The following is a 26,077-nucleotide window of genomic DNA, read 5'->3' on the forward strand; positions in this document are numbered from 1 at the left end:
CCTCCTTATTTGGCCACGTAGCGGTCAAGACGCCGTTCGATGACATGCTGGACGAGCGAAAGCAAGAAGCAGATAATCCAATAAATAAAGGCCGCTTCAATATAAATGACTAAGATCTGATCGAGATTCCGCGCGCCGATTTCCTGCGCTTTTCTGAACAGCTCAGCGACGAGAATCTGAGATGCAAGCGATGTATCCTTGATCAGGCTGATAAAGGTATTGGATAATGGCGGGATTGACACACGAAACGCCTGCGGCAAAATGACGCGGAACAGCGTCTTCTGGTGTGTCATGCCAATTGTATAGCCAGCTTCCCATTGCCCCTTCGGCACGGATAAAATAGATGCCCTGATGATTTCAGATGCATAGGCGCCGACGTTTAAGGAAAAGGCAATGACTGCGCTTGGAAATGGATCTAGTGTAATGTTAAAGGCCGGGAACAGATAGAAAATGATGAACAATTGAACGAGAAGTGGCGTGCCGCGTATGGCGGATACGTATACGCTGAACACCCATCTCAAAGGTCTCATTTTCGACATTCTGGCAAGCGCCGTAATCAGCGCCAGTATCATTCCGAATATAAAGGAAAGAATCGTAAGGGGAATCGTATAGTAGATTCCCCCTGAAAGTATCGGCCAGAATGACTGCTGCACCAGATCCCACGGGATCGCCGTGCCAAGCGTCAGTGCCGGTATATTATTTAGAAACATCTTCGCCGAACCATTTTTTAGAGATTTTAGAAAGAGTCCCGTCCTCTTTCATTTCTTTTAATGCTTTGTTGACTTGGTCGACAGCCTCGCCGCTTCCTTTACGGAACGTGAAATACGTTTCCTGAGGGTCGCCTGTTTCAAACGCGATTTTTACGTTTTTGTTGCCTGATGTTTTTAAATAGTTTAATACGGCAAGCTTATCGTTGTACGTCATGTCGACGCGGCCTTGCTGGATCATTTGAAGGGCCTGCGCCATGCCTTCAACGCCTTCTACTTTCGCGCCGGCATTTGTAGCTAGTTTGTTATAGTTGCTTGTCAGTGATTGAGCTGACGTTTTTCCTTTTACGTCTTTTTCAGACTTAATATCGTTGTTGTCTTTTTTCGTCACGACAACGGCTCTTGATGTTGTGTATTTGTCTGAGAAATCATATTTGTCTTCACGATCTGTTTTTCCAACTTGGTTGGCAACGACGTCAAACCGTTTGGAATTCAGGCCGGCAAACATGCTGTCCCACTGTGTTTCCTTAAATTCGGCTTTCAGTCCAAGGCGTTTTGCGACTTCTGTGATGACTTCCACATCATAGCCAGTCAGCTTGTCATTGTCTTTGTCATGATAAGTGAACGGTTCATACGTTCCTTCTGTACCGACTGTCAGTACGCCTTTTTTCTTAATTGAAGCCCAAAGATCGCCGTTTTTTCCGTTATCTTTTGACTGATTGTCATTTCCTGCTCCGCAAGCTGCGAGAACTGCAATGCTTACGACCATGAATAAAGCTAAAAGTGCTTTTTTCATTCTATTCCCCACTTTTCTGATTAATTTTATTGAAATAAAAAAATAGCTTACAAATCTAAAGGATAACTTTTTTTTAGTATGAGTCAAGTATTTGGTTTTCATGAGGCAAAAACACTTAAAATAAATTCAAAAATTGTTGCACCGGTTTTGGCAAATAACTGTCAGTTCTCCACATGACAGCCGGTGTCATAACGAAGGGATTGTTTTTAATTTTAACTGTGTGAATATGGTTTCTCATATGAACAGGAATCATGGTGACGGGCAATATGGACGCGCCAAATCCTGATGAGACGAGACTGAGCAGTGTTGCTGAGTCGTGGCATTCACAAACAATACGCGGCTCCAGCTGAAGACGCTGAAATTCATTCATGACCTGATTATAAACACCTTTTCCGTTCACAGGCCGCAGCAGAATCAGCGGGAAAGAAGGGATATCCTCCATTTGGATGGTGTCTCCGCATGTATACCCAGCATCATCAGAAAGAACGAGCACACATGGAATGTCGTCAAGCTTTTTAAATTGTACAGTATCGCTTTTTATCATGGTTGTCGTGACAGCGGCGTCGATTTGCCGGCTTTCCAGCAGCTCTAACAGCGTTGCCGGCTCGTTTTCCCAAATATTAAAGGTGAGGTGCGGATATCTTTCTTTCATTTGCGTCACTTTCTCAAGCATTAGAGCCGCGCAATAAATCGTCGAACCCACAGCCAGCGTGCCGGCAACCTCCTCCCTGAGCTCTTGCACCTCTATGACTGCATCTTCAAACCTGTGCAGAATCTCTTTGGCTCTTTTGAGAAAAATGCTTCCTTCATATGTAAGGGTCATTTGTTTTTTCTTATTGCGGTCAAACAATACAACACCCAGCTCATCCTCAAGCTGTTTGAGCTGCCTGCTTAACGGCGGCTGCGCCATATGGAGCTTTTTGGCGGCAGAGGTGATCTTTTGTTCTTGGGCAATGGTAATGAAATATCGCAGCTGACGGATGTCCAAAGAAGCGCCTCCTTTTATATACCTTTTAGGTATTGAATATAGATTTAACGAATATTTTTCATATGGATATATCAGGAGTATGATTGAAATGAAGACAGAATTCAAGCGTAAAGGAGGGGCAAAATTTGAAACTCGTTGTCGGTATGACCGGGGCAACAGGGGCTATTTTCGGTGTCAGGCTATTAGAATGGCTGAAGGCAGCGGAAGTGGAAACCCATCTCGTTGTGTCTCCTTGGGCTAACGTTACCATCAAACATGAAACAGGTTATACGTTAAAAGAAGTTGAAAAGCTGGCCACATACACATACTCGCATAAGGATCAGGCGGCGGCCATCTCCAGCGGCTCGTTTGATACCGATGGCATGATTGTGGCGCCGTGCAGTATGAAATCGCTTGCGAGCATCCGTACCGGGATGGCGGATAATCTGCTGACTCGCGCGGCGGATGTCATGCTGAAAGAGCGAAAAAAGCTCGTTCTCTTAACAAGAGAGACACCTTTAAACCAGATTCATCTCGAAAATATGCTTGCACTCACAAAAATGGGTACGATTATTCTTCCGCCCATGCCGGCGTTTTATAATCAGCCGAGCAGCTTAGAAGAAATGGTCGACCATATTGTATTCAGAACTTTGGACCAATTCGGCATACGCCTTTCTGAGGCAAAGCGCTGGAATGGAATTGAAAAACAAAAAGGAGGAGCTTGATGATGGCTTATCAAGATTTCAGAGAATTTCTCGCTGCCCTTGAAAAAGAGGGACAATTGTTAACGGTGAATGAAGAGGTAAAGCCTGAGCCAGATCTGGGAGCAGCTGCACGGGCAGCCAGCAACCTCGGCGATAAAAGCCCCGCACTGTTATTTAACAATATTTACGGCTACAACAATGCGCAAATCGCGATGAATGTCATCGGCTCTTGGCCGAACCACGCGATGATGCTCGGACTGCCGAAAGATACACCGGTGAAAGAGCAGTTTTTTGAATTCGCGAAGCGATATGAACAGTTTCCGATGGAGGTCAAACGCGAAGAAACAGCGCCATTTCATGAAAATGAAATCACAGAAGACATCAATTTGTTCGATATCCTGCCTCTTTTCAGGATTAACCAAGGAGACGGCGGTTACTATTTAGACAAAGCATGCGTCATCTCTCGTGATCTTGAGGACCCTGACAACTTCGGAAAACAGAATGTCGGCATATACAGAATGCAGGTAAAGGGAAAAGACCGCCTCGGCATACAGCCTGTGCCGCAGCACGATATTGCGATCCATCTGCGCCAAGCGGAAGAACGCGGCATCAATCTTCCGGTCACGATTGCGCTCGGATGTGAACCGGTCATTACAACTGCGGCATCCACTCCGCTTCACTATGACCAATCCGAATACGAAATGGCGGGAGCAATCCAAGGAGAACCGTACCGCATCGTAAAATCAAAGCTGTCTGACCTTGATATTCCATGGGGAGCAGAAGTTGTGCTCGAAGGAGAAATCATTGCCGGAGAACGTGAATATGAAGGTCCATTCGGTGAATTTACTGGGCATTATTCCGGCGGACGCAGCATGCCGATTATCAAAATTAAACGTGTGTATCACAGAAACAACCCGATTTTTGAACATTTATACTTAGGCATGCCGTGGACAGAATGTGACTACATGATCGGTATTAATACTTGTGTGCCGCTGTATCAGCAGTTAAAAGAAGCGTATCCGAATGAAATTGTGGCTGTGAACGCCATGTACACTCACGGGTTAATCGCGATTGTATCAACAAAAAACCGCTACGGCGGATTTGCGAAAGCGGTCGGCATGCGAGCGCTCACAACCCCGCACGGGCTAGGCTACTGCAAAATGGTTATCGTTGTCGACGAGGATGTCGATCCATTCAACCTGCCGCAGGTCATGTGGGCGCTCTCTACAAAAATGCATCCGAAACACGATGCGGTCATTATACCGGATTTATCAGTTCTGCCGCTTGACCCGGGATCAAATCCATCAGGAATCACACACAAAATGATTCTTGACGCCACAACACCTGTTGCGCCGGAAACAAGAGGCCATTACTCACAGCCGCTTGATTCTCCATTAACAACAAAAGAATGGGAACAAAAACTAATGGACTTGATGAATAAATAGGAAAGGATGATTTGATATGCATACATGTCCTCGATGTGATTCAAAAAAAGGAGAAGTCATGAGCAAATCGCCTGTAAAAGGCGCATGGGAAGTCTATCAATGCCAAACATGTTTTTTTACATGGAGATCCTGTGAACCAGAAAGCATTACAAATCCAGAAAAATATAATCCAGCCTTTAAAATCGATCCAAAAGAAACAGAAACAGCGGTTGAAGTCCCCGCTGTTCCGGAACGAAAGGCCTGATCGGCGTGAATCAACTATCAGACCGTCTCTTTGAGCTGCTTGACGGAGAACGCCTGAAAGAGAAGCAGCATGAAGCCTTCGTTCTGCAGACGGTATCAGAGGACGGCATGCCGCATGCCGCCATGATCAGCGCAGGAGAAATCATCGCCCTGAATCGGACGGATATTCGGATCGCCCTGTGGAAAAACACAGAGACCGCGGGAAATATCCTTCGTACGGGACAAGCTCAGCTCACTGCATGGTGGAAGGGAGCTGCTCATTACGTGAAACTGCAATGTGAGCCGCTCCCGCCGCTGAACGATGCGGTCTATGACAGGGAACGCTTTGCCTGCCGTATCGCTTCAGCTAAGGAGGATGCTGCAAAGTACGCTGATGTAACTTCCGGCGTCAGGATACAGCTTCATCATGCTGACGAAGTGCTGAACAGATGGAAAGTGACGCTGGAGGAATTAAAACGATAAATGAAAAAGCCTGACGCCATGCGTCAGGCTTTTATTTTATAATGAAACATATAAAAACAAAGGGGCGTGAGGAATGGGTACAAAGGGGATCTGTCATTCAGACGGTTTTGATTTATCTTATTGTATTGAAGGAGAGGGCGCATCGATTCTCGTGGTCGGCAGTGCGGTTTACTACCCGCGTCTATTTCATGAGGATATCAAACAGAAATATCAATGGGTCTTTGCCGATCACAGAGGTTTTGCCAAGCCGGCGCGGGCGCTGCGGCCGGAAGATCAAAGCCTGGATGCGGTGTTGGACGATATTGAAGCGATAAGACGCCATCTCCAGCTTAAGGATTTTATCATCATGGGGCATTCGGGGCACGCGTTTATGGCATTAGAATACGCTAGAAAATATCCTGAGCATGTGCGGAAGGCCGTCCTTCTCAATTCAGCGCCTGATAACAGTCAAAAGAGACAGCAGGACAGTGAAGCGTTTTTTAGGGAAACAGCCAGTCCTGAGAGAAAGAAACGTTTCGAAAAAGATATTGCTAGTTTAGCAGGTGACATAGAAAAAGAGCCTGAAAGACGTTTCGTGCACATGTGCATTCGCGCTGAAGCGAAAAGCTTTTATAAAGAGAGACCGGATGCGGCAGCTTTATGGGAAGGTGTTTCCACCAATATGCCAATCATAGATGAATTATGGGGACATACCTTCGCGCAGATGAACCTCATACAGCGGTTAGCAGACGTTCGTGTTCCTGTCTATGTCGGTTTAGGAAGGTATGACTATTTGGTTGCTCCTGTATCGTTGTGGGATGCCGTTGACGGCTTATATCCGCATGTGAAAAAGGTCATCTTTGAAAAGAGCGGGCACCAGCCGATGCTGGAGGAACCGCACACCTTCGAGCAAAGCTTAATAAAATGGATAGACGAATAAAAATCCCGCAGGGCTGATCTGCGGGATTTTCTTTATTATAGGATACCTTTCATCGCACGTTTGATGATCGGTGAAATCAGCAGCAGAATGCCGCCGAGTATGATAGAAATCAAGCCGATAGTACCGAAGTAAGTTGTTTCAGGTATTTTATCAAACAACCCGGCTACTTGGGCATTGATTGCTTGGGCTGCTGCGTTCGTCAGAAACCACATACTCATTGTCTGTGCAGAGAATGCAGCTGGCGCCAGTTTTGTTGTAACGGATAAACCGACTGGAGACAGGCACAGCTCTCCCAGTACGACAAGCAGGAAACTGAGAACGAGCCAAAGCGGACTGACGAGTGCTTCTTTTCCTTGCATGGCAGGGAATACCATGATAATAAATGACAAGCCGGCTAAAATAATTCCGAGCGCAAATTTAACTGGTGTAGACGGCTGGCGTTTGCCAAGCTTCATCCAAAACCATGCGAAAATTGGTGCGAAAATGACGATAAACAATGGGTTTAATGATTGGAACCAAGATGACTGAAGTTCTAATCCGCCCACTGAAAGCCTTGTGCGTTCGTCAGCGTAAAGCGCAAGAATAGTTGCTCCCTGTTCCTGAATGGCCCAGAACATGACAGCAGCAATAAACAAAGGAACGTAAGCGGCAAGACGAGATTTTTCTGTTTTGTCGGCTTTTTTGCTAGTAAACATGATAATGAAATAAACAATAGGAATTAAAATACCGAGAATACTTACAAGGTCGATGAACCGATTGATCGTCAGCAGACCTGTTTGCAAAGCAATAATCACTGCGATCGCCACAATGATAGCCCCGATGCCAGTGCCAATCGCTGATTTTTTAGACAGCGGGTTCGGCACATTTGAACCTGCAAACCCGAGGTTTTTCTTTCTTGTCAGAGCAAATACGATAAGTCCGAGTAGCATTCCGACTGCGGCAACTCCGAAGCCAAGATGATAGTTGTACTTCTGTCCGAGTGTTCCGACAATTAACGGCGCAAGTAAACCGCCGAGGTTGATCCCCATGTAGAAGATGCTAAAACCTGAGTCGCGGCGCGCGTCTTCTTTTGTATAAAGATCTCCAACCACGCTTGAAACGTTTGGTTTTAATAAACCTGTCCCGATTATGATAAGCGCCATACTGATATAGAATGCTGTCGTGCTGCCTGGAAAGGCGAGTGCAATATGGCCGAACATAATGAATATCCCGCCGTAAAACACAGTGTTTGCAGTACCGAATAACCGGTCAGCGAGCCATCCGCCAATAATAGTGGACATGTATACGAGAGATCCGTAAATTGACATAATAGCAACCGCAGTGCCTTTGTCAAAGCCGAGCCCTCCGTTTACTGTCTCTGTATACAAATAGTAAAGAAGAAGTGCTCTCATGCCATAGTAGGAGAAACGCTCCCAAAATTCAGTAAAAAACAGAGTAAATAGTCCTCGCGGGTGACCAAAGAACCCTTTTTGCGGGACGCTTTTGATGATAGTTTCGTTATCAATCGAAGCCATGTCAGCCAAACCCTTTCTTAAAAAAGTGTATTATAAAAATCATATTCTTATATAATACTTGTGTCAATATAAATTATACTTATTTCAAGAAGTTCCAGAATGGAAAAACTATAAGGGTATAAAAATAGTGAGTTTTTCCTGTTCCTTATGTCTCATTTTGTTACATTTTCTAACGATAGTATTTCTTTATACTTTTTCAATAAAATTTTAGAGAAATGTACAAGCGGATCGGGCTGCCGCGAATATCATAGTATCAATCATGCAGGAGGAGGCTGGATCATTGGCTGAATTCATCTTGAATGCAGCAGATTTCGGTATTTCAGGGGACGGAAAAACGGATTCGACAGAACTGATTAATCAATGCCTCAAGGCGGCTGTTTCAAAGGGGTACCATACAGTCTGGTTCCCGAAAGGAACATATTTAATTGACGGGACACTTGGAGGGGATGCGAATCAGGTGTTTCGCAACGCTGGGATTATTGTTCCCGGCAATCTTCATATTGTCATGGACTCTGAGTGTATTATCAAAGTCATTCCGAACAGCTCATGGGGGTATTCTGCATTTTATGTAGGCAAGCAAGAGAATATAACCATTTCCGGTGGACAAATTATCGGCGAGCGCGATGAGCATACGTATGCGTCAGCGGGAGTAAGGTCAACACATGAATGGGGCTTCGGCATTTGTATTGAAGGGTGTTCGAATGTTGTCGTTGAGGATGTCAACATTTCTGATTTTACCGGAGATGGGATCATTGTCAGTCCACGGGGCTTAAAGACAAATGACGATTATCGAACATCAAAGCACATTACCATCCGCCGCTGTAAGGTTCGGCGATCAAGAAGAAATAACATTTCGATTACCGGATGTGACACAGTTACGGTGGAGGGCTGCGTGATTGAAGATGCCGGAACGGGAAATGGAACAGCGCCGAAATTCGGAATTGACATTGAAGGATATGGTGAAGGAAATATTGATTATGAGGAACCGATCAATGTTTCGATTCGCAATAACTATTTTAATGGAAACGTTTCAAGTTCTGTGACCAATTTTAACGGGTACGGCATTTCAATAGAAGGAAACCACTCAGACAATACGATCAGCTATGGGTACGGCACTCAAACGGTTATTAAGGGGAATATTCTCAGAAGGGCGGGAGACGGGGCTGCGGCGCCTAGAGTCGGGATTACCGGACTGGGTGTTTCACAAGGAAAAGAAAGCAGTGATGCAGTGATCGCTGGCAATCTTATTACCGGATTTTCAACCGGCATTGATGTCAGGGGAAAGAGCGTTCTTGTCACAAACAACAAAATCAGCAATTTTGAAAACACTGGGATATTGGTTTATCAGTCTTCCGACGTAAAGGTAGATGGCAACCAGATTCAAAACGGACTCTCTGGAACAAGGCGCAGTACCGGTCTTCGGGCGGTGCTGTCTGATGATACCGCATTTCTGAATAACTGTCTTATTCAAGTCATCGACGGGGTGAACATTTCAGGAGGCGATATGATTATTAAAGATAATGTGCTGAGAAAATTCAGCCGCGGCATTTGGATCACTCAAGGAAACGCGGTGATCGAAGGAAATACACTGAACCCCGATGCGTTTGAAGCGCCCCTTGAGTCGTATGCCGTTTCTGTTACAAACAATGCTGGCGCGATCATTAAAAACAATACATTTAAAAACTTTAAAAATTACCCGATTTACTGTACGACAAGTGCAAAAACCTCTATAATCGGAAACCACTTTGAAAAATCTCCTCTTCTAGTAACCATCTATATCAGTACCGGCGTTCATGATATTTTTGATAACACCATATCAGTCAATAGAACAGCTGGCAAACCAATTGTGATTTATCTCAACGGCTCCTCAGGCTCTATCATTTCAGGGAACACCATCAACAATCTCTCCCCAAGCACGGCGGTGGCTATTCAAACGGACACCTCAACGAATTCCACCATCATCGGAAATCGAATCATCAAAGGAACCATCACCAATAACAGCAGAGATAAGGTAAACGGCAATATTATCGTCTGAACAAAAGCGCCTCGCTCTAGGGGCTCTTTTTGTTCGATTTATAGATCGCGAATATATCTCTCGCCAATATCAAAACAAAAAATAAAAGCATCGCCCATTCCGCAACCGATGTCATCTTGAAGCTGGACATATTATTATAAATGGCTTTTCCCAAACTGAATCCTTGAAGCATATCCATAGAAACTGAAATCACTAACAAACAAATTAATAAAACAGCCGTCACGCCTAATATTTTCATCCTTCATCACCCTCCGCTTTTAGTGTCTATCTTTATGAGAGAGTTATACCCCGATCGCCCAGTCACATGCATAATCCTGAGGCTAACAGGAAGAATATGAGAAAACGATTAGGGAAGGTATTTTGTGTATGCCGTCATTTTTTAAGCAAAAGAAAAATACCGAGACGAAAGACAGCCAGAAACAAGAAGATAGAAATCAGCAGAAAAAAGAACAAGGGCCCGTTCTGGCTTCCTCAAGTTTGGCGAAAAATGTGGCGGACGTGAAGAAGAAAGTCGGAAGCAGCTCTGATGTCATCATACGGGAAGTGAAAGCAGGGGAACAGGATAATGTTCACCTGGCCATTATTTATGTCGCAGGTTTGGTTGATAATAATACGATTCATGAATCGTTAATCGAGCCTTTAATTCAGGATCAAGCCATCCAAAACGCCCATGCAATGAAGCAGATCCTTGAAAAAACGCTTCCGCTGGGCGGCGTAAAAGCTGAAAAGAGCTGGGACAAGCTGTTCACTGAATTGATGCTTGGAAATGCGCTGGTTTTTGCGGACGGTTCTGATGAGGCGCTTATTTGCAGCACCCAGGGGGGAGAGCACCGCTCCATTCAAGAGCCGAGCACCCAGGTGTCATTCCGTGGTCCGCGCCAAGGGTTTACAGAGTCTTTGCAAACCAATATTTCCATGATTCGGCGATATATTAAAAATCCCAATGTATGGGTCGAAAAAATGAAAATCGGTTCTGTGACCAATACGGATATCGCGCTTATGTACATTCAAGGCATTTGTGATGAAAAGGTGCTGAAGGAAGTGAAGCAGCGCCTGAAAAAAATAGACATTGACAGTATTTTGGAATCCGGATACATCGAGCAGCTGATCGAAGATGAAACGTTTACGACGTTTCCGACCATGTATCACACGGAACGCCCTGACGTCGTCGCAGGAAATCTGTTAGAAGGAAGATTTGCGATCGTTGTGGACGGAACACCGTTTGTTCTGATTGCCCCAGCCTTATTTATTCAATTTTTTCAGTCTGTTGAAGATTATTATTCACGCTTTGACATTGCGACAAGTATACGGATTTTGCGGATATTTATCTTTTTTATTTCACTTGTCGCACCGGCTGTTTATGTGGCAGCCACGACGTTTCATCAGGAAATGATTCCGACACAGCTGTTAGTCGTCATTGCTGCCCAGCGGGAAATCGTTCCGTTTCCGGCCGTTGTAGAAGCAATCACAATGGAGGTTGCGTTTGAGATTCTCAGGGAAGCTGGGGTCAGATTGCCGAGGGTTGTGGGATCGGCTGTGTCCATTGTAGGTGCGCTGGTTATCGGCCAAGCTGCTGTTCAGGCTGGTATCGTGTCTCCGGCAATGGTCATCATCGTTGCCATAACGGCCATTGCCAGCTTCGCAACGCCGGCGTTTGCCATGGCGATATCTGCCCGCCTCATTCGGTTTATTTTTATCATTGCTTCTGCCGTAATGGGTTTTTACGGGCTGGTATTAGGAATTATTATGATGTTTGTTCATTTATGCAGCCTGCGTTCCTTTGGTGTTCCTTATATGTCGCCGCTTGCGCCCTTTTCTTCACAAGGCGTGAAAGACACGCTGTTCCGTGTTCCTTGGTGGGCCGATCAAAAAAGGCCCGAATCCATCAGCAAGAAAGATAAGGTTCGCCAGGGGAAAGACCAGCGTCCTCAGCCGGATGGTTCACGCGGAATGGTGAACAAAGAGTTGAGAGAAGGAGATCATGATGATACGTAAACGTGTATTAGCTGTTATCATGCTTTTGAGCATCATTGTGCTGCCCGGCTGCTGGGATAAGCGCGAGCTGACAGATCTTGCGATTATTTCGGCAATCGGTATTGATCGGACAAATGAAGGGAACTACGTCCTGCACTTTCAGATCATTAATCCCGGAAACGTTGCCGGAGGGCTTCAGGGCGGGGGTGCGGGGGACAGACCGCCTATATCCGTCTATTCCATAGTAGGCGACAACATGACAGAAGCGCTGAGGAAAGCCTCTATGAAAGTATCCAGGCGGCTTTACTTTGCACATACCAACCTGGTCGTGGTTAGTGAAAAGCTGGCGAGAGAGGAAGGTTTGAATTTTGTGTTAGACAACCTTGACCGTGATACGGAATTCAGGACAACGGCAACGATTGTCATCGCCCATAAAACGAAAGCCGAAAACATCGTCAAAACGCTTACGCCGATTGATAAAATTCCGTCCAATAAAGTCAATAAAACACTCGACTTCACGCAAGCGCAATATGGGCGGGTGATTAAAACCAGTATCCAAGATGTCTTGAAAACACTTGCCATCACCACCGAAGCGCCGGTGATCCCCGGATACAGGATGATCGGGGACGATAAAAAAGGAGTCAGCCTGGAAAACACACAGGCGACTGACCCGCAAGCCATTCTTCAGGCGAACGGTCTGGCGGTGTTTGATAAAACAGGCCATTTAAAATATTGGATTGAGGATAAGGAAAGCGTTGGGATCGTCTGGCTTAAGAATCAAATCCAGCACACCTTTATTAATGCCGATTGGGGCAAGACAAAAGATGCGGTAAGCTTACAGGTCACGCATCAGGCAACAAAGCTTACCCCGGAGATACGAAACGGCCGTCCCCGCATTCATGTTCACGTGACGGTTGAAGGCATAATAGACGCAGTAAAATATCCATTTCATTTGTCTGATCCAAAGGTGTTAGCCGATATCGAAAAAGCACTCAACAAACAGCTGGAAAAGGAAATCAGCCATGCGGTTGAAAACATAAAGGAACATAAAATTGACTTCATCGGATTCGGAGACACGATATACAGAAAGTATCCGAAGCAGTGGGAAGAAATGAGGGATACATGGGACAAAGAATATTTGCCTGATCTGCCTGTCGATGTAAAGGCGGAGACCTATATCAGAAGAACAGGGCTGCGAAATAATCCGCTCAGAAACCAGCTTAATCGATGAATAGGTCGAGAAAGGAGAAGTGACAGATGGAAAAAGCCAAAATCAGCATTAGGCAGCTGTTTGTCATGATGATCATATTCGAGCTGGGCAGCTCCTTATTGATTACCCCGGGAACAATGGCGGGCCGGGATGCCTGGATCGCTGTGCTATTAGGCTGTGCAGTTGGTTTGTTTCTTTTTTACTTGTATCAGGGGATCTATCAATGCTATCCGGATTTCTCCCCAAAAGAATACATGGATGATATGCTCGGAAAAAAGCTGAGCTGGACCTTTTCATTTCTATATATCTTATATTTTGCATATATTGCCGCCCGGGTGCTGCGTGATTTCGGAGAAATGCTGCTGACATTTGCTTACCATGATACTCCGATTATCATCGTAAATGCTTTACTAATGGTGGTCTGCATATATGCCGTCAGAAAAGGAATTGAAGTGCTGGCGCGGGCGGGTGAGCTTCTCTTCGGGGCCATGTATCTATTGGGTGCGCTCGGTCTCGTGCTGATCATTGTATCGGGTTCCATCGATCTGAAAAATTTAAAACCAGTTTTAGCAGACGGGGTTTTCCCTGTTATTCATTCTGTTTTTACACAAACCATGTATGTGCCGTTCGGTGAAGTTGTTTTATTTGTCATGATTTTCCCCAATCTCAATGATCGCAAGAATGTCAAAAAAGTGGGGATGCTCGCTATGGTCATCAGCGGATTGATTGTGGCGCTTACCGTAGCGATTAATATCAGTGTGCTTGATGTTGATCTGACATTGCGATCGCAGTTTCCGCTTTTAAGTACGATTCAGACAATTAAAGTGGAGGAATTTCTGGATCGGCTTGATATCTTTTTTATGCTGGCACTGATTATCGGCGGCTTCTTCAAAGTCAGCCTCTACCTGTATGCGGTGGTGGTGGGTACGTCCACTCTCTTTAAGGAAAAAAATCCTTCACAGCTGGCATATCCAATGGGACTGGGCATACTCATCCTCTCCATCACAATTGCCACCAATTTTTCAGAGCATTTAAATGAAGGGCTGAAGGTAGTGCCGCTGTACATTCATTTGCCCTTTCAATTGCTGTTTCCATTATTTCTGTTTATCCTCGCTGTTTGGAAAAAGAAAAGAAGAGAGAAATCAAAGCAGGCTGATAAACAGAAACAATAAAAAGAGCGGGGGGATGCAGCCGCCGCTCTTTTACCGTTCACATCTATATAAAAGGGGGATATAGGTTGCGCCCCTGTCTGCACTGGCAGAGGCGCGTTTTTTATACGACTGCGGCGTTTTCCGTCACAGTAAAGCTTCCTCGTGAAAGTCTGATGTTTATATCAGATACCCTTGCAATTTGTTCATCATGCGTCACCATGATAATGCATTTATTTTCTTTGTGCGCCAAATCCTGAAAGAGCCGCACAATTTCTTTTGACGTATCCTCATCAAGGTTTCCGGTCGGTTCATCAGCTGCGATTAAATCGGTGTCACAGCAAAATGCTCTTGTAATGGAAACACGCTGCTGCTGTCCGCCGCTTAATGTCAGCACCTTTTGCCGGGCTTGTTTTTCGTTGATGCCGACCTTCTCCAGCATCTCCAACGCATATGCTTCTTTGTTCTTTTCCTTTGAACCTGTGATTTCCATGGCGGTTGTCACATTTTGCAGAGCGGTCATATATGGAAGCAGGTTGTACGCCTGAAAGACAATTGATACGTATTTATTTCTGAAATTCGCCAGTCCGATTTTGGAAACAGCTTTTCCGCCAAAAAGAATTTGTCCTTCTCTAGGTGCGTCAAGTCCGCCTGCCAGAGACAGAAAGGTCGTCTTTCCTGTTCCTGAAGTGCCGACGATTGTATAAAATTTACCTTTTTCAAAGCTGATATTTATATCTTGAAACAAGGGCTGGCTTTTGTCTTTATACCAATAGCCGACTTGTTGAAATTCTAATAAGCTCATTCGATTCGCCTCTTTCTATTCCTGTTTAGTCAATATTGTTTTCGGGTGGAGCCGCAGTACTGAAATAGACGGCAGCAGCGTTGCAATCACAGCGATTACCATTCCGATTCCGCCGAGAACAAGCATATCGTTCATAGAAACGGCCACATTCAGTGAATCAATGACGCCCGCGTTTGAAGAGCTTTGGCCGAACATTCCGCGGCCCATGCCGCCCCCGCCGCCGGGCATTTGGCCGCTTGCGGTTTGTGTTGAATCAGTTGATGAACTGATCTGCTGGGATAAAAGCTGATTTCCGAGCTGGTTCGCAACTAGATTTCCCGTCAATGATGCAATGCCAATCGCGATAACAGCCACGATCAGAACCTCAGCTAAGAACTGTCCGATCAGTTTCCAGCGTTTTTCACCGATCGCCATTAACACGCCCATTTCATATTTGCGCTCTCTGATTGACATCATGACAATGAGGCCTAGAATGACAGCGCCTGCCGCTGATACAAGGTACACAACGTTTTTAGAGAAAGAAGCTACATTTTCAATCGGGCCGACCATTTGCTGGTAAAGCTGATCGTTTGTATTTAATGTAAACGTATCAAAGTCAATTGACGTTTTCTTCGCTGCTTTAACGAATGCATCAATATGTTCAGCATCGTCCATATCATAAACAGCTGAATCAATCGTATTTTTATAATCGTCACCTTTCAGAGCTGCTGTTGCTGTGTAAGGTGTGTAAAGCTTATTGTAAGGATTTAAGAATGAGAAATTCTGGGCTTGGTCATCGCCTGAAGACGTTGTTTTATAAATACCGACAATCTTCAGTTTGACTGTTGTGTCTTCGTCTGTTGCTGATTCAATTGTGATGGAATCCCCAACGCTTAGATCATTTTCTTCTGCTAATGTTTCATTGATCACTGTGACTTTTTTGCCGACATCAGATTTTGTAATCGCGCGCCCATCTGTGATTTTTGCATCTCCGTCAGAGAATTCCTCTAACAGCGACGTGCTGATGACACCTTCAATCGAAAGATCTGCTTGAACCATTTGTTTCCCGCCTTCCATTGGAGCGCCTTTTGTATCGCTTGAGCTTGAGTCTGTGCTCGAATCACTAGAGCTTGAGCTTTCAATCGCATCGAAATTTCCGGCGTTGGCTGAGGCTGACGTAATGAAGTTGTAGCTCTTCACATGATCAAGCGCTGTCAGCTTATTGGCATCAGACACTTTTATCGGTGTAGATTCGAAGCTGCGTTTTTCACCGCTGTCCTGCTGCTTCTCCATTTGTTTTTGGCGGTCAACTTGAAGCGTAACGGTTCCGCCCAGCTCCTGTCTGGCAAGGTCGCTGGATTTTTGAGCTGCTGACTGGATCGTGAGGCCAGACAGAACAAATATACAAATGACTGCAAACACAAATAACTGCAAAAACGTTTTTCCTTTTTTGGCCCTCATGTTCCAAAAAGCCCGTTTGATAAAATTCATGTATGTTCCTCCGTATAGGTATTTTTATGGATAAGACCGCCTGTGAGGCAGGCCCGCTTGTTGATAAATTTATAGTAGTCCAAAGGTATGAAAAAAATATGAACAATCTATTTCTAGTTGATGAAATAAAAACTAACAATTGTGAAACCCAAAATCTTCTGTATAAAATGGTGCTATTATAAAAAAAGCATCTAAACAATCGGAGGAACCAATGAAAATTTTAATGATAGAAGATAACGTTAGTGTTTGTACGATGACAGAAATGTTCTTTTTTAAGGAAGGCTTTGAAGCTGAATTTGTTCATGACGGTTTAGAGGGGTATCAGCGTTTTGCGGAAGGAAATTGGGATTTGGTGATTCTGGATATTATGCTCCCCTCTATGGACGGTGTAACCATCTGCAGAAAAATAAGGGAGACAAGCACGGTTCCGATTATCATGCTGACTGCCAAAGACACCGAATCAGATCAGGTGATCGGCTTTGAGATGGGTGCGGACGATTATGTGACGAAGCCATTCAGCCCGCTGACATTGGTTGCCCGCATCAAAGCCGTGATCAGAAGATATCAGGCGACGGGCAAGGCGGCAGTAGAAGAAGATACGATTGAATCGGAATGCTTTAAAATTAATAAAAAGACAAGAGAAGTATTTTTAAACGGAAAGCCTGTTGAAAACCTTACACCTAAGGAATTCGACCTGCTTTATTACCTTGTGCAGAACCCGCGGCAGGTGTTTTCCAGAGAGCAGCTGCTAGAGCAGGTATGGGGCTACCAGTTTTACGGAGACGAACGGACTGTCGATGTCCATATTAAACGGCTGCGGAAAAAGCTTGCAAGTGAGGACAGGCCTTTCCTATATACGGTATGGGGAGTAGGGTATAAATTTGATGAGGATTAAATATTTATATCAGCTGCTGCTGAGCCATGTCAGCATATTAATTTTAGCATTTGTTATCATTATTTCTCTTTTTTCTCACTTCGTGAAAGAGTTTGCCTACCAAAATAAAGTAGAGGAACTGACCTCATATGCGGTGCAGATTGCAAGCGAATTTCAAACCGGCCAGGTTGATATACGCCGGCTGTACCCATATCAGGATATTTTAAGGACAAGAAAAACACAGTTTATCATCTTTAATGAAGCACAGGTGCCTTATTTTCACCCTGAAGACTTTCACCCAAGGGAAAAGCTGAAGAAAGCGGAGTGGGAGAAGCTGAAAAAAGGGCAGACGGTCATGAACAGAGCGGATGGCCGTTTTAACGATGAGGTTTCCCTTGTTGCACAGCCGATTTTTGTTAACAATGAATTTAAAGGTGCGGTACTGTTGATTTCTCCGATCAGCGGCGTTGAGCAAATGATTAATCAGGTCAATCTCTATATGTTTTACGCGATGATCAGCACGCTTGTCATTACCATTCTCGTCAGCTGGCTGCTCTCCAAATTCCATGTGAAACGAATTCAAAAGCTGAGAGAAGCAACGGATAAAGTAGCTTCCGGCGACTATGACATTCACTTGGAAAACAGCTATCGGGATGAAATCGGGGTGCTGGCGTCTGACTTTAATATCATGGCAAAGAAATTAAAGCAGTCAAGGGATGAAATCGACCGGCTTGAGAAGCGGAGAAGGCAGTTTATTGCCGATGTATCCCATGAATTAAGAACGCCGTTGACAACCATTAACGGTTTAGTTGAAGGGCTGAACAGCAATACGATTCCAGAGGAAAATAAAGAAAAATGCTTCTCGCTCATCAGTGAGGAAACGAAGCGAATGCTGCGGCTCGTTAAAGAAAATCTCGATTACGAAAAGATCAGATCTCAGCAAATCACTTTGAACAAGCTTGACGTTCCGCTGATAGAGGTATTCGAAATCATTAAAGAGCACCTTGAACAGCAGGCGGAAGAAAAGCAAAATCAGCTGGTGATTCAGGTGGAGGGCAGCGTGATCGTTCATGCCGACTATGACCGGTTAATTCAAATCCTCATGAACATTACGAAAAACAGCATCCAGTTTACGCAACACGGGCAAATTTGGCTGCGGGGAACAGAAGGATATAAAGAGACCATTATTGAAATTGAAGATACCGGAATCGGCATTTCAAAAGAGGATATCGAGCATATTTGGGAGCGGTTCTATAAAGCCGATATTTCAAGAACGAACACGGCGTACGGAGAATACGGCCTCGGCCTTTCCATCGTCAAGCAGCTTGTTGAAATGCATCAAGGTACAATAGACATTAAGAGTGAACAAGGGGAAGGCACAACTTTCATTATCCGCTTTCCTTTACCTGCAAAACAGCAATAAATCATGTAAGGCGGCGGCATATCATCAGATGCTGCCGCCTTCTTTCTCACATCGCTTCGGTATTCCTTTTTTTATTGCGTGCCCCCGAAATAAAGTTTGCGTGTTTTTCGGGTTAGGACAGTCTGTAAACATGATAAAATATGACATAAACAGTTTTTGATGGGAGAGGGTGAAGGAATGAAGAGCGGGGTAATTCCTTCTTCAGCGGTCGGTCAAAAAATTAACGAGTGGTACAAATATATCCGGACCTTCAGTGTACCGGATGCCGAGGTGCTAAAAGCTGAAATCCAGCAGGAACTGAAACACATGCAGCATGACTCCAACTTGCTGTTATATTACTCACTAATGGAATTTCGCCACCAGCTTATGCTTGATTATCTCGAGCCGCTGGAGAAATTAAATATCGAAGACCAGCCAAGCCTGTCTGAATTATCACGAAATATAGACAGCAACCAAGCTGACCTAAAAGGGCTTCTTGATTACTATGTGAATTTCTTCCGCGGAATGTATGAGTTTGATAAGCGGGAATTTATTTCTGCCATTACATATTACAAACAGGCGGAGAAAAAACTTTCTTTTGTTTCCGATCATATTGAACGGGCTGAATTTTATTTTAAAATCGCGGAAGCTTATTATTATATGAAGCAAACGTACTTTTCATTGATTCATATCAAGAATGCATATGAAATTTATGTAGAGCAGGAAACCTATAATGTTCGGATTATCCAATGCCATTTCGTGTTCGGGGTTAACCTCATGGATGAGAGAAATTTCGAACAAGCCGCACGGCATTTTAAATTGGCGCTGGAGATGGCAGAAGCGGAACAAAGAGCCCAATTGGTTGGAAGAGCATTTTATAATTTGGGGCTGTGTTATTACAATCAAGACCTTCTCGACCCTGCCATTGACCATTTTGAGAAAGCGGTTTCTACTTTTGAAAACAGCAGAATCACCAATTCTCTGCCTCAGGCATATTTTTTAATAACACTTATTTATTATAAACGCGGAAAACATGAGAAGGCTTCGGAATATCACAAGAGGGGCTATGAATATGCTAAAGAAACAGACGATGCAGATTACGCGGTAAAATTTGAGTTTTTACAATCCCTATATCAGGCACAGCCCAATACAGAAGGAATCGAACGATGTTTTCAATACTTAAAAAATAAAAATATGTATGCTGATATAGAGGATTTAGCCCTAGAAGTAGCAAAATATTACTATGAACAAAAATGGTTTGAACTGTCTGCTTCCTACTTTCTTAGAGTTGAAGAGGCAAGAAAACAAATACAAAGGAGTGAAGGTTTGTATGAAATTGAAATCTAAGTTATTTGTTATTTGTTTGGCTGCAGCAGCTGTTTTTACAGCGGTTGGCGTCTCTGCACATGCTGAAGCATCCGACTTCCATGTCACAGAAAGAGGAATGACGTAAGAACCAGGCCCCTTCTCAATAAGAGAAGGGGTTTTCTTCTAAAGAAACAGCGACGCAGGATATGAATCTTACGGCGCCGCCTGATTCATGGAGATTCCTTTTTCTTAGTAGCCTCCGTTAAAAAATGCAGCTCCCACGATAATCAAGAGGATAAATAACACAACAATCAAAGCAAAAGAGTTTCCGTAACCAGACATCTGATGCCACCTCCCTGTGAGATTACTTTATGATATGCTGCATAAACGCAGCGGACAGGGCTTTCAGATAGGGATTGAAAAATAAAGAAAACAACTAACAAAACGCCGCAGGACAATGATATTGTCTTACGGCGCTGTACTGCAGACTTAGAAGCCTAGTACCTACGATAATTAATAGAATGATTAAAGCGAAAGAACCGAAGCCGTAACCGCCACCGTTAGAGTATCCTGACCTCCCTATGATGGATGCGGAATCGGCCAGATGAATAGGGGAATAGTGGACAAGGCAAGAATGAAAAATTCATCGATCGACGCGGGCAATATAAAAGGCGGGCTCTGCCGCCCGCTTTTATGTATAGATTAAGAGACCAGCACTCCCGCGAAAAACTCCCGGTATAATGCTTGGACGGCTTTTCTTTCTTCGGCTTCTTTTACGCCGAACATCATGCTCACTTCAGAAGATCCTTGGTTAATCATTTCGATATTCACTTTTGCCTCTGATAAGGCTTTGGCTGCTCTTGCCGTTGTGCCGACATTATGGCGCATTGCTTCTCCTACAACCATAATGAGCGCCAGATTGTGCTCGACAATAACTTCATCGGCATGAAGATCCTCTTTAATCTGCTTCATTACGCTTCGTTCAACCGAAGCATCCATTTGACCCTGTCTTAAGATGATCGTCATGTCATCAATTCCCGATGGAACATGCTCATACGTCAAACCGTGTTCTTCAAGGATTTGCAGGGCTCTGCGGCCAAACCCGATTTCTCTGTTCATTAAATACTTGCTGATATAAATACTGCAAAAGCCGGTATCGCTGGCAATACCGACGACAGGCCCGTTTGTGTTATCGCGTTTGCTGACGACGCGTGTTCCGTTCGCCGACGGGTTGTTCGTATTTTTGATCTGCACGGGAATGCCCGCTCTGAAGGCCGGAATGAGCGCTTCATCGTGAAACACTGAAAAGCCTGCGTACGACAGCTCGCGCATCTCTCTGTATGTCAGCTCGTGGATTTCCTTCGGGTTGTCAACAATGGAAGGATTAACAGAATAGACAGCATCTACATCAGTAAAGTTTTCGTACAGATCGGCCTGAAGACCATTGGCCAAAATAGAGCCTGTAATATCAGAACCGCTCCGTGAAAATGTCATCACATCGCCATCCTTGCTGAAACCGAAAAAGCCGGGGAATATGATGAGGCCTTCACGCTCTCTCAGCTGATAGAGATTTTGATACGATTCAGGCAGCACCTGCGCGTTGCCGGGTTCATTTGTTACAAATAGGCCTGCATCCTTCGGGTTTACATATTCCGCTTTCACGCCTTTGTGGCGGAAATAGGCGGCGATCAGCTTAGCGTTGTTATCCTCACCGCTTGCTTTGACAGCGTCCAGATATTGTTCGGGATTGCTTTTATCTCCTTCTAAAAGCGTAAACAAATCATCGCGGATTTTTTCTATAATACACGGCTCAAGCTGAAGCTCATTTGCGATCAGAGCATAGCGTTCAATTACCGCTTCCGCCAGTTCAGGGGAGCTTCCGGATGATAAATACTGTTCAGCACATGTGATTAAGAGATCAGTCACTTTCGTATCCTCGGAATAGCGTTTGCCCGGAGCCGACACCACTACAGCTTTCCGTGCGGGATCTGAGGTTACGATTTGAAACACCTTTTCAAGCTGTGCGCCTGAAGCGAGTGAGCTGCCTCCGAATTTAACGACCTTCATGTTTACATCTCCTAATGTTTAAAATTTTCACACAAATTTAGTATTTATTATCCCTCTTTCAGTTTTGTAAATCAAGGGGAAATTTCTATGTGGAAAGAACATTTGTATTTACAGAGAGGAATTATGTCAGGTTTGATGCCGAAGTTGAAGCATAGTGAAGATAAATATGGTAAACAGACTAACGATTTGTGATGGAAAATGGTTTGAATTATGAGTAAAATTGAATAGATAACGAGGTTAATATTTTTAAAGAATATTGACTAACACTAGAAAAGTGGTAATATGTAAATGATAATGATAATCAATTACTATATGGCCATATTGTTTTGAGTCCTTGCGGAGTAGGAGATACGTTCTTTTTGCTGTAAGGATGTAAGGAGGCAGCATGAAGTTACGTTACTTATTTTTTCTACTTATCATACTAGCAGTCACTTCTGTATTTATCGGCGTAGAAGATCTGTCGCCGCTTGATCTCTTCGATCTAAGCAAAGAAGAGGCATCAACGCTCTTTGCCAGCCGTTTGCCGCGGCTGATCAGCATTTTAATCGCAGGGATGAGCATGAGCATCTGCGGCCTGATTATGCAGCAGATCACCAGAAACAAATTCGTGTCACCGACAACGGCCGGCACGATGGACTGGGCGAGGCTGGGAATCTTAATATCCTTGCTTCTGTTTACATCGGCAAGTCCATTAATGAAAATGCTGATTGCTTTTGTCTTTGCTTTAGTCGGTAATTTTCTGTTTATGAAAATTCTTGAAAGAATTAAGTTTAACGACACCATCTTTATTCCGCTTGTCGGTTTAATGCTCGGGAATATCGTCAGCTCAATCGCGACGTTTATCGCGTATAAATATGACTTGATCCAAAACGTGTCATCATGGCTTCAGGGAGATTTCTCCTTAGTTGTGAAAGGGAGATACGAGCTTCTCTATCTGAGTATTCCGCTTGTCATCATTGCCTATGTTTATGCGGATAAATTTACAGTGGCGGGTATGGGAGAAAGCTTTTCTGTCAACCTCGGCCTCAAGTATAAACGGGTTGTGAACATCGGGCTCATTATCGTATCCCTGATTACGTCACTTGTCATTTTGACTGTCGGTATGCTTCCGTTTCTCGGTTTAATCATCCCGAACATTGTATCGATTTACAGAGGAGACAACCTGAAAAACAGCCTGCCGCACACTGCGCTGCTGGGAGCGGTTTTTGTTCTGTTTTGCGATATATTGGGCAGAGTCATTATCTTCCCTTATGAAATCTCGATTGGTCTGATGGTCGGAATCATCGGCAGCGGCATTTTCCTGTTTATGCTGTTAAGGAGAAAAGCGTATGCGTAACCAGATGAAAATTGCTTTGCTTGTTGGTATAGCTGTTGTATGTATCGGTTTATTTCTGTTTTATGACCTAGGCAATTGGGATTACACTCTGCCGAGAAGAATCAAAAAAGTCGCTGCCATTATGCTGACTGGCGGAGCGATTGCGTTTTCAACAATGATCTTCCAAACGATCTCGAATAACCGCATCCTGACGCCCAGCATTTTAGGCCTTGATTCTCTCTATATGCTGATTCAGACCGTCATCATCTTTTTGTTCGGTTCAATGAATATCGTAATCATGAATAAAAACATCAACTTCATCATCTCTGTGTTGCTGATGGTGCTGTTTTCTTTTGTTCTCTATCAGATCATGTTCAAAGGTGAGGGGAAAAATATCTTCTTCCTTCTGCTCATCGGAATCGTGTTCGGCACGCTGTTCAGCAGCCTGTCTTCCTTTATGCAGATGCTGATTGACCCGAATGAGTTTCAGGTTGTGCAGGACAAAATGTTTGCCAGCTTTAACAACATCAACACGGATCTGTTATGGCTCGCCTTTATCATCTTCCTGCTGACCGGTATCTATGTCTGGCGTTTTACGAGATTTTTTGACGTGCTTTCACTCGGCCGTGAACACGCTGTCAATTTGGGCATTAACTACGACAAAGTTGTTAAACAGATGCTGATCGTGATCGCGATCCTTGTTTCTGTTTCTACAGCGCTTGTCGGCCCGATTATGTTCTTGGGGCTTCTCGTCGTCAACCTGGCGAGAGAATTTCTGAAAACATATAAGCATTCATACTTAATCGCAGGTTCTGTTTTAATCAGCATTATTGCGTTAGTCGGGGGACAATTTGTGGTTGAGAAAGTATTCACCTTCTCAACGACGCTGAGCGTTATTATTAATTTTGCCGGCGGGATTTATTTTATCTACTTGCTGTTAAAGGAGAATAAATCATGGTAGAGGTCAAAAATGTAAGCAAACAATATGGAGGGAAAGTTGTCCTTGAAGAGACGTCAGTCACGATTCAAAAAGGCAAAATCACCTCGTTTATCGGTCCTAACGGCGCCGGCAAAAGTACGCTGCTGTCTATTATGAGCCGCCTGATCAAAAAGGATTCCGGTGAGATTTTCATAGACGGAGAAGAGATCGGAACCTGCGACAGCAAAGAGCTTGCCAAAAAAATGAGTATTTTAAAGCAGGCGAATCAAATTAATATCAGACTAACCATTAAAGACCTTGTCAGTTTCGGCAGATTCCCCTATTCACAGGGAAGGCTGACAGAGGAAGACTGGGTTCATATCAACCAGGCGCTCAGTTATATGAAGCTGGAGGAGATTCAGGATAAGTACCTGGATCAGCTGAGCGGCGGACAGTGCCAAAGGGCGTTTATCGCAATGGTCATTGCCCAGGACACGGACTACATATTTCTTGATGAGCCGCTGAACAACCTGGATATGAAACATTCAGTTGAAATTATGAAGCTTCTGAAGAGGCTGGTAGAGGAGCTTGGAAAAACAATCGTGATCGTGATTCACGATATCAACTTTGCTTCTGTCTACTCTGATTATATCGTAGCTTTGAAAAACGGCCGAATCGTAAAAGAGGGGCCGCCGGAGGAGATCATTGAAACCTCTGTGCTCGAAGAAATCTACGATATGACCATCCCGATTCAGACGATAGATAACCAAAGAATAGGTGTTTATTTTTCTTAATATACAGAAGAGGTGAAGACTATGAAAAAGTTTGCAATTCTATTCATCGCATTGGTGACAGCTGTTGTCATTTCTGCATGCGGAAACCAAAGCTCAAGCAGCAAAGGATCTGACACGAAAAAAGAACAAATAACGGTAAAGCACCAGCTGGATAAAAACGGCACAAAAGTAACAAAGAACCCTAAAAAAGTCGTCGTATTTGATTTTGGCAGCTTAGATACATTAGATAAACTCGGTCTTGATGATAAAGTAGCGGGCCTTCCGAAACAAGCCCTTCCTAACTATCTGTCCAAATTCAAAGATGACAAATATGCTGATGTCGGAAGCTTAAAAGAGCCAGACTTTGAAAAAGTAGCTGACTTGGATCCTGATCTCATTATTATCTCAGGAAGACAATCCGAGTCTTACAAAGAATTCTCTGAAATCGCGCCGACCATTTACCTTGGCGTAGACACAGCGAAATACATGGAATCATTTAAATCAGATGCACAAACAATCGGTAAAATCTTTGATAAAGAAGATGAAGTAAAAGACGAACTTGCAACAATTGATAACTCCATTTCAGATCTTAAGAAAAAAGCTGAAAAGCTGAACAAAAACGGTCTTGTGATTATGGCGAACGACGGCAAAATCAGCGCCTTTGGTTCTAAATCAAGATATGGCCTGATCCATGACGTATTCGGCGTGACACCGGCTGATAAAAATATCAAAGCGTCTACTCACGGACAAAGCGTTTCATATGAGTACATTTCAAAAACAAACCCGGATTACCTGTTTGTTATTGACCGCGGTACAGCAATCGGAGAAACATCATCTACAAAACAAGTCGTTGAAAACGACTATGTGAAAAACGTAAACGCCGTGAAAAATGATCATGTCGTGTACCTTGATTCAGCTACTTGGTACTTATCAGGAGGCGGACTTGAGTCTATGACGCAAATGATTAAAGAAGTGAAAGACGGTTTAGAGAAGTAAAATGAAAAAGAGCCTCCGCTCTCA

25 protein-coding genes and 2 pseudogenes are annotated in these 26,077 nt (G+C 44.1%); 17 read left to right on the top strand and 10 right to left on the bottom strand.

Annotated elements, in window-relative coordinates; translation table 11 throughout:
* Window positions 1-5: 5 nt before the first annotated feature.
* The 3 genes from tcyB to NSU16_RS02135 all read right to left on the bottom strand — a co-directional run bounded on the left by tcyB (window position 6) and on the right by NSU16_RS02135 (window position 2,491).
* Window positions 6-710, bottom strand: a complete 705-nt coding sequence (gene tcyB, locus NSU16_RS02125; RefSeq protein ID WP_010333003.1) for a cystine ABC transporter permease TcyB — start codon at window positions 708-710, stop codon at window positions 6-8.
* The gene (gene tcyA, locus NSU16_RS02130; RefSeq protein WP_010333004.1) at window positions 697-1,503 is read right to left on the bottom strand and encodes a cystine ABC transporter substrate-binding lipoprotein TcyA; all 807 of its coding nucleotides are present in this window, start codon (window positions 1,501-1,503) and stop codon (window positions 697-699) included. The genes tcyB and tcyA overlap by 14 nt, the downstream gene beginning before the upstream one ends.
* A 115-nt stretch (window positions 1,504-1,618) precedes the next feature.
* Entirely contained in the window at window positions 1,619-2,491 is an 873-nt protein-coding gene (locus NSU16_RS02135; RefSeq protein ID WP_229149882.1) for a LysR family transcriptional regulator, read from the bottom strand.
* 88 nt (window positions 2,492-2,579) lie between these two features.
* Here NSU16_RS02135 and NSU16_RS02140 point away from each other — a divergent pair.
* The 5 genes and pseudogenes from NSU16_RS02140 to NSU16_RS02160 all read left to right on the top strand — a co-directional run bounded on the left by NSU16_RS02140 (window position 2,580) and on the right by NSU16_RS02160 (window position 6,243).
* Window positions 2,580-3,195: pseudogene (locus NSU16_RS02140) on the top strand (non-oxidative hydroxyarylic acid decarboxylases subunit B).
* 2 nt (window positions 3,196-3,197) lie between these two features.
* Window positions 3,198-4,619 carry a phenolic acid decarboxylase BsdC gene (gene bsdC / locus NSU16_RS02145; RefSeq protein ID WP_339192632.1) on the top strand — a complete coding sequence of 474 codons (1,422 nt, stop codon included), beginning with the start codon at window positions 3,198-3,200 and terminating at the stop codon, window positions 4,617-4,619.
* Window positions 4,620-4,635: 16 nt separating this feature from the next.
* Window positions 4,636-4,863, top strand: coding sequence for a phenolic acid decarboxylase subunit BsdD (gene bsdD, locus NSU16_RS02150; protein WP_010333008.1), 228 nt, complete (start codon window positions 4,636-4,638; stop codon window positions 4,861-4,863).
* Window positions 4,860-5,324 (top strand): pyridoxamine 5'-phosphate oxidase family protein, encoded by a 465-nt coding sequence (locus tag NSU16_RS02155; protein WP_339192633.1) that lies wholly within the window; start codon window positions 4,860-4,862, stop codon window positions 5,322-5,324. The genes bsdD and NSU16_RS02155 overlap by 4 nt, the downstream gene beginning before the upstream one ends.
* Window positions 5,325-5,397: 73 nt before the next feature.
* On the top strand, window positions 5,398-6,243 hold the full coding sequence (locus NSU16_RS02160) for an alpha/beta hydrolase (RefSeq protein WP_339191950.1): 846 nt from the start codon (window positions 5,398-5,400) through the stop codon (window positions 6,241-6,243).
* Between the two features lie 35 nt (window positions 6,244-6,278).
* Here the strand turns inward: NSU16_RS02160 and NSU16_RS02165 are convergent, their stop codons facing one another.
* Complete coding sequence (locus NSU16_RS02165; protein WP_326194989.1) at window positions 6,279-7,757, bottom strand: peptide MFS transporter; 1,479 nt, start codon at window positions 7,755-7,757, stop codon at window positions 6,279-6,281.
* A 280-nt stretch (window positions 7,758-8,037) separates the two neighbouring features.
* On the opposite strand from NSU16_RS02165, the gene NSU16_RS02170 reads away from it, so the two are divergent.
* On the top strand, window positions 8,038-9,792 hold the full coding sequence (locus NSU16_RS02170) for a right-handed parallel beta-helix repeat-containing protein (protein WP_339191951.1): 1,755 nt from the start codon (window positions 8,038-8,040) through the stop codon (window positions 9,790-9,792).
* Window positions 9,793-9,808: 16 nt separating this feature from the next.
* Here the strand turns inward: NSU16_RS02170 and NSU16_RS02175 are convergent, their stop codons facing one another.
* Window positions 9,809-10,030, bottom strand: a complete 222-nt coding sequence (locus NSU16_RS02175; RefSeq protein ID WP_010333013.1) for a hypothetical protein — start codon at window positions 10,028-10,030, stop codon at window positions 9,809-9,811.
* A 128-nt stretch (window positions 10,031-10,158) separates the two neighbouring features.
* Here NSU16_RS02175 and gerKA point away from each other — a divergent pair, with 128 nt between their 5' ends.
* The 3 genes from gerKA to NSU16_RS02190 are packed head-to-tail and all read left to right on the top strand — an operon-like array spanning window position 10,159 to window position 14,148.
* Window positions 10,159-11,787, top strand: coding sequence for a spore germination protein GerKA (gerKA, locus tag NSU16_RS02180; RefSeq protein ID WP_010333014.1), 1,629 nt, complete (start codon window positions 10,159-10,161; stop codon window positions 11,785-11,787).
* A complete protein-coding gene (locus NSU16_RS02185) occupies window positions 11,777-12,997 on the top strand; it encodes a Ger(x)C family spore germination protein (RefSeq protein WP_286059732.1) in 1,221 nt (406 codons plus the stop codon). The genes gerKA and NSU16_RS02185 overlap by 11 nt, the downstream gene beginning before the upstream one ends.
* 26 nt (window positions 12,998-13,023) lie before the next feature.
* Window positions 13,024-14,148, top strand: a complete 1,125-nt coding sequence (locus NSU16_RS02190; protein WP_168746926.1) for a spore germination protein — start codon at window positions 13,024-13,026, stop codon at window positions 14,146-14,148.
* A 100-nt stretch (window positions 14,149-14,248) separates the two neighbouring features.
* Here the strand turns inward: NSU16_RS02190 and NSU16_RS02195 are convergent, their stop codons facing one another.
* Both NSU16_RS02195 and NSU16_RS02200 read right to left on the bottom strand, forming a co-directional pair.
* A complete protein-coding gene (locus NSU16_RS02195; RefSeq protein ID WP_339191952.1) occupies window positions 14,249-14,929 on the bottom strand; it encodes an ABC transporter ATP-binding protein in 681 nt (226 codons plus the stop codon).
* 15 nt (window positions 14,930-14,944) lie between these two features.
* A complete protein-coding gene (locus NSU16_RS02200) occupies window positions 14,945-16,399 on the bottom strand; it encodes an ABC transporter permease (protein ID WP_339191953.1) in 1,455 nt (484 codons plus the stop codon).
* Between the two features lie 211 nt (window positions 16,400-16,610).
* Between NSU16_RS02200 and yclJ the strand changes: the two genes are divergently transcribed.
* The 4 genes from yclJ to NSU16_RS02220 all read left to right on the top strand — a co-directional run bounded on the left by yclJ (window position 16,611) and on the right by NSU16_RS02220 (window position 20,128).
* Entirely contained in the window at window positions 16,611-17,294 is a 684-nt protein-coding gene (yclJ, locus tag NSU16_RS02205; protein WP_010333020.1) for a two-component system response regulator YclJ, read from the top strand.
* Window positions 17,281-18,696: a HAMP domain-containing sensor histidine kinase gene (locus NSU16_RS02210; RefSeq protein ID WP_268449656.1), complete on the top strand. Its 1,416-nt coding sequence runs from the start codon at window positions 17,281-17,283 to the stop codon at window positions 18,694-18,696. Before yclJ ends, NSU16_RS02210 begins: the two co-directional genes overlap by 14 nt.
* A 177-nt stretch (window positions 18,697-18,873) precedes the next feature.
* The gene (gene rapC, locus NSU16_RS02215; protein ID WP_168746930.1) at window positions 18,874-20,022 is read left to right on the top strand and encodes a response regulator aspartate phosphatase RapC; all 1,149 of its coding nucleotides are present in this window, start codon (window positions 18,874-18,876) and stop codon (window positions 20,020-20,022) included.
* Window positions 20,006-20,128: a PhrC/PhrF family phosphatase-inhibitory pheromone gene (locus NSU16_RS02220; protein ID WP_010333023.1), complete on the top strand. Its 123-nt coding sequence runs from the start codon at window positions 20,006-20,008 to the stop codon at window positions 20,126-20,128. Before rapC ends, NSU16_RS02220 begins: the two co-directional genes overlap by 17 nt.
* A gap of 104 nt (window positions 20,129-20,232) precedes the next feature.
* Here NSU16_RS02220 and NSU16_RS02225 read toward each other — a convergent pair whose 3' ends face one another.
* The 3 genes and pseudogenes from NSU16_RS02225 to NSU16_RS02235 form a co-directional block, all read right to left on the bottom strand.
* The gene (locus NSU16_RS02225; RefSeq protein ID WP_026014660.1) at window positions 20,233-20,325 is read right to left on the bottom strand and encodes a YjcZ family sporulation protein; all 93 of its coding nucleotides are present in this window, start codon (window positions 20,323-20,325) and stop codon (window positions 20,233-20,235) included.
* A gap of 157 nt (window positions 20,326-20,482) precedes the next feature.
* Window positions 20,483-20,566: pseudogene (locus NSU16_RS02230) on the bottom strand (sporulation protein YjcZ); the annotation flags it as partial.
* Between the two features lie 119 nt (window positions 20,567-20,685).
* Window positions 20,686-22,050, bottom strand: coding sequence for an aspartate kinase (locus NSU16_RS02235; RefSeq protein ID WP_168746931.1), 1,365 nt, complete (start codon window positions 22,048-22,050; stop codon window positions 20,686-20,688).
* Between the two features lie 385 nt (window positions 22,051-22,435).
* On the opposite strand from NSU16_RS02235, the gene yclN reads away from it, so the two are divergent.
* Genes yclN through NSU16_RS02255 form a run of 4 tightly spaced genes read left to right on the top strand, consistent with a single transcriptional unit; the run spans window position 22,436 to window position 26,053 of the window.
* Window positions 22,436-23,386 carry a petrobactin ABC transporter permease YclN gene (gene yclN / locus NSU16_RS02240; protein WP_010333025.1) on the top strand — a complete coding sequence of 317 codons (951 nt, stop codon included), beginning with the start codon at window positions 22,436-22,438 and terminating at the stop codon, window positions 23,384-23,386.
* Entirely contained in the window at window positions 23,379-24,326 is a 948-nt protein-coding gene (gene yclO, locus NSU16_RS02245) for a petrobactin ABC transporter permease YclO (RefSeq protein ID WP_010333026.1), read from the top strand. The genes yclN and yclO overlap by 8 nt, the downstream gene beginning before the upstream one ends.
* Window positions 24,320-25,078, top strand: a complete 759-nt coding sequence (gene yclP, locus NSU16_RS02250) for a petrobactin ABC transporter ATP-binding protein YclP (protein WP_268444292.1) — start codon at window positions 24,320-24,322, stop codon at window positions 25,076-25,078. Before yclO ends, yclP begins: the two co-directional genes overlap by 7 nt.
* A gap of 21 nt (window positions 25,079-25,099) precedes the next feature.
* Window positions 25,100-26,053, top strand: a complete 954-nt coding sequence (locus NSU16_RS02255) for a siderophore ABC transporter substrate-binding protein (protein ID WP_339191954.1) — start codon at window positions 25,100-25,102, stop codon at window positions 26,051-26,053.
* Window positions 26,054-26,077 lie beyond the last annotated feature (24 nt).

The organism is Bacillus sp. FSL K6-1003, from assembly GCF_037964945.1.
GTDB lineage: Bacteria > Bacillota > Bacilli > Bacillales > Bacillaceae > Bacillus > Bacillus mojavensis.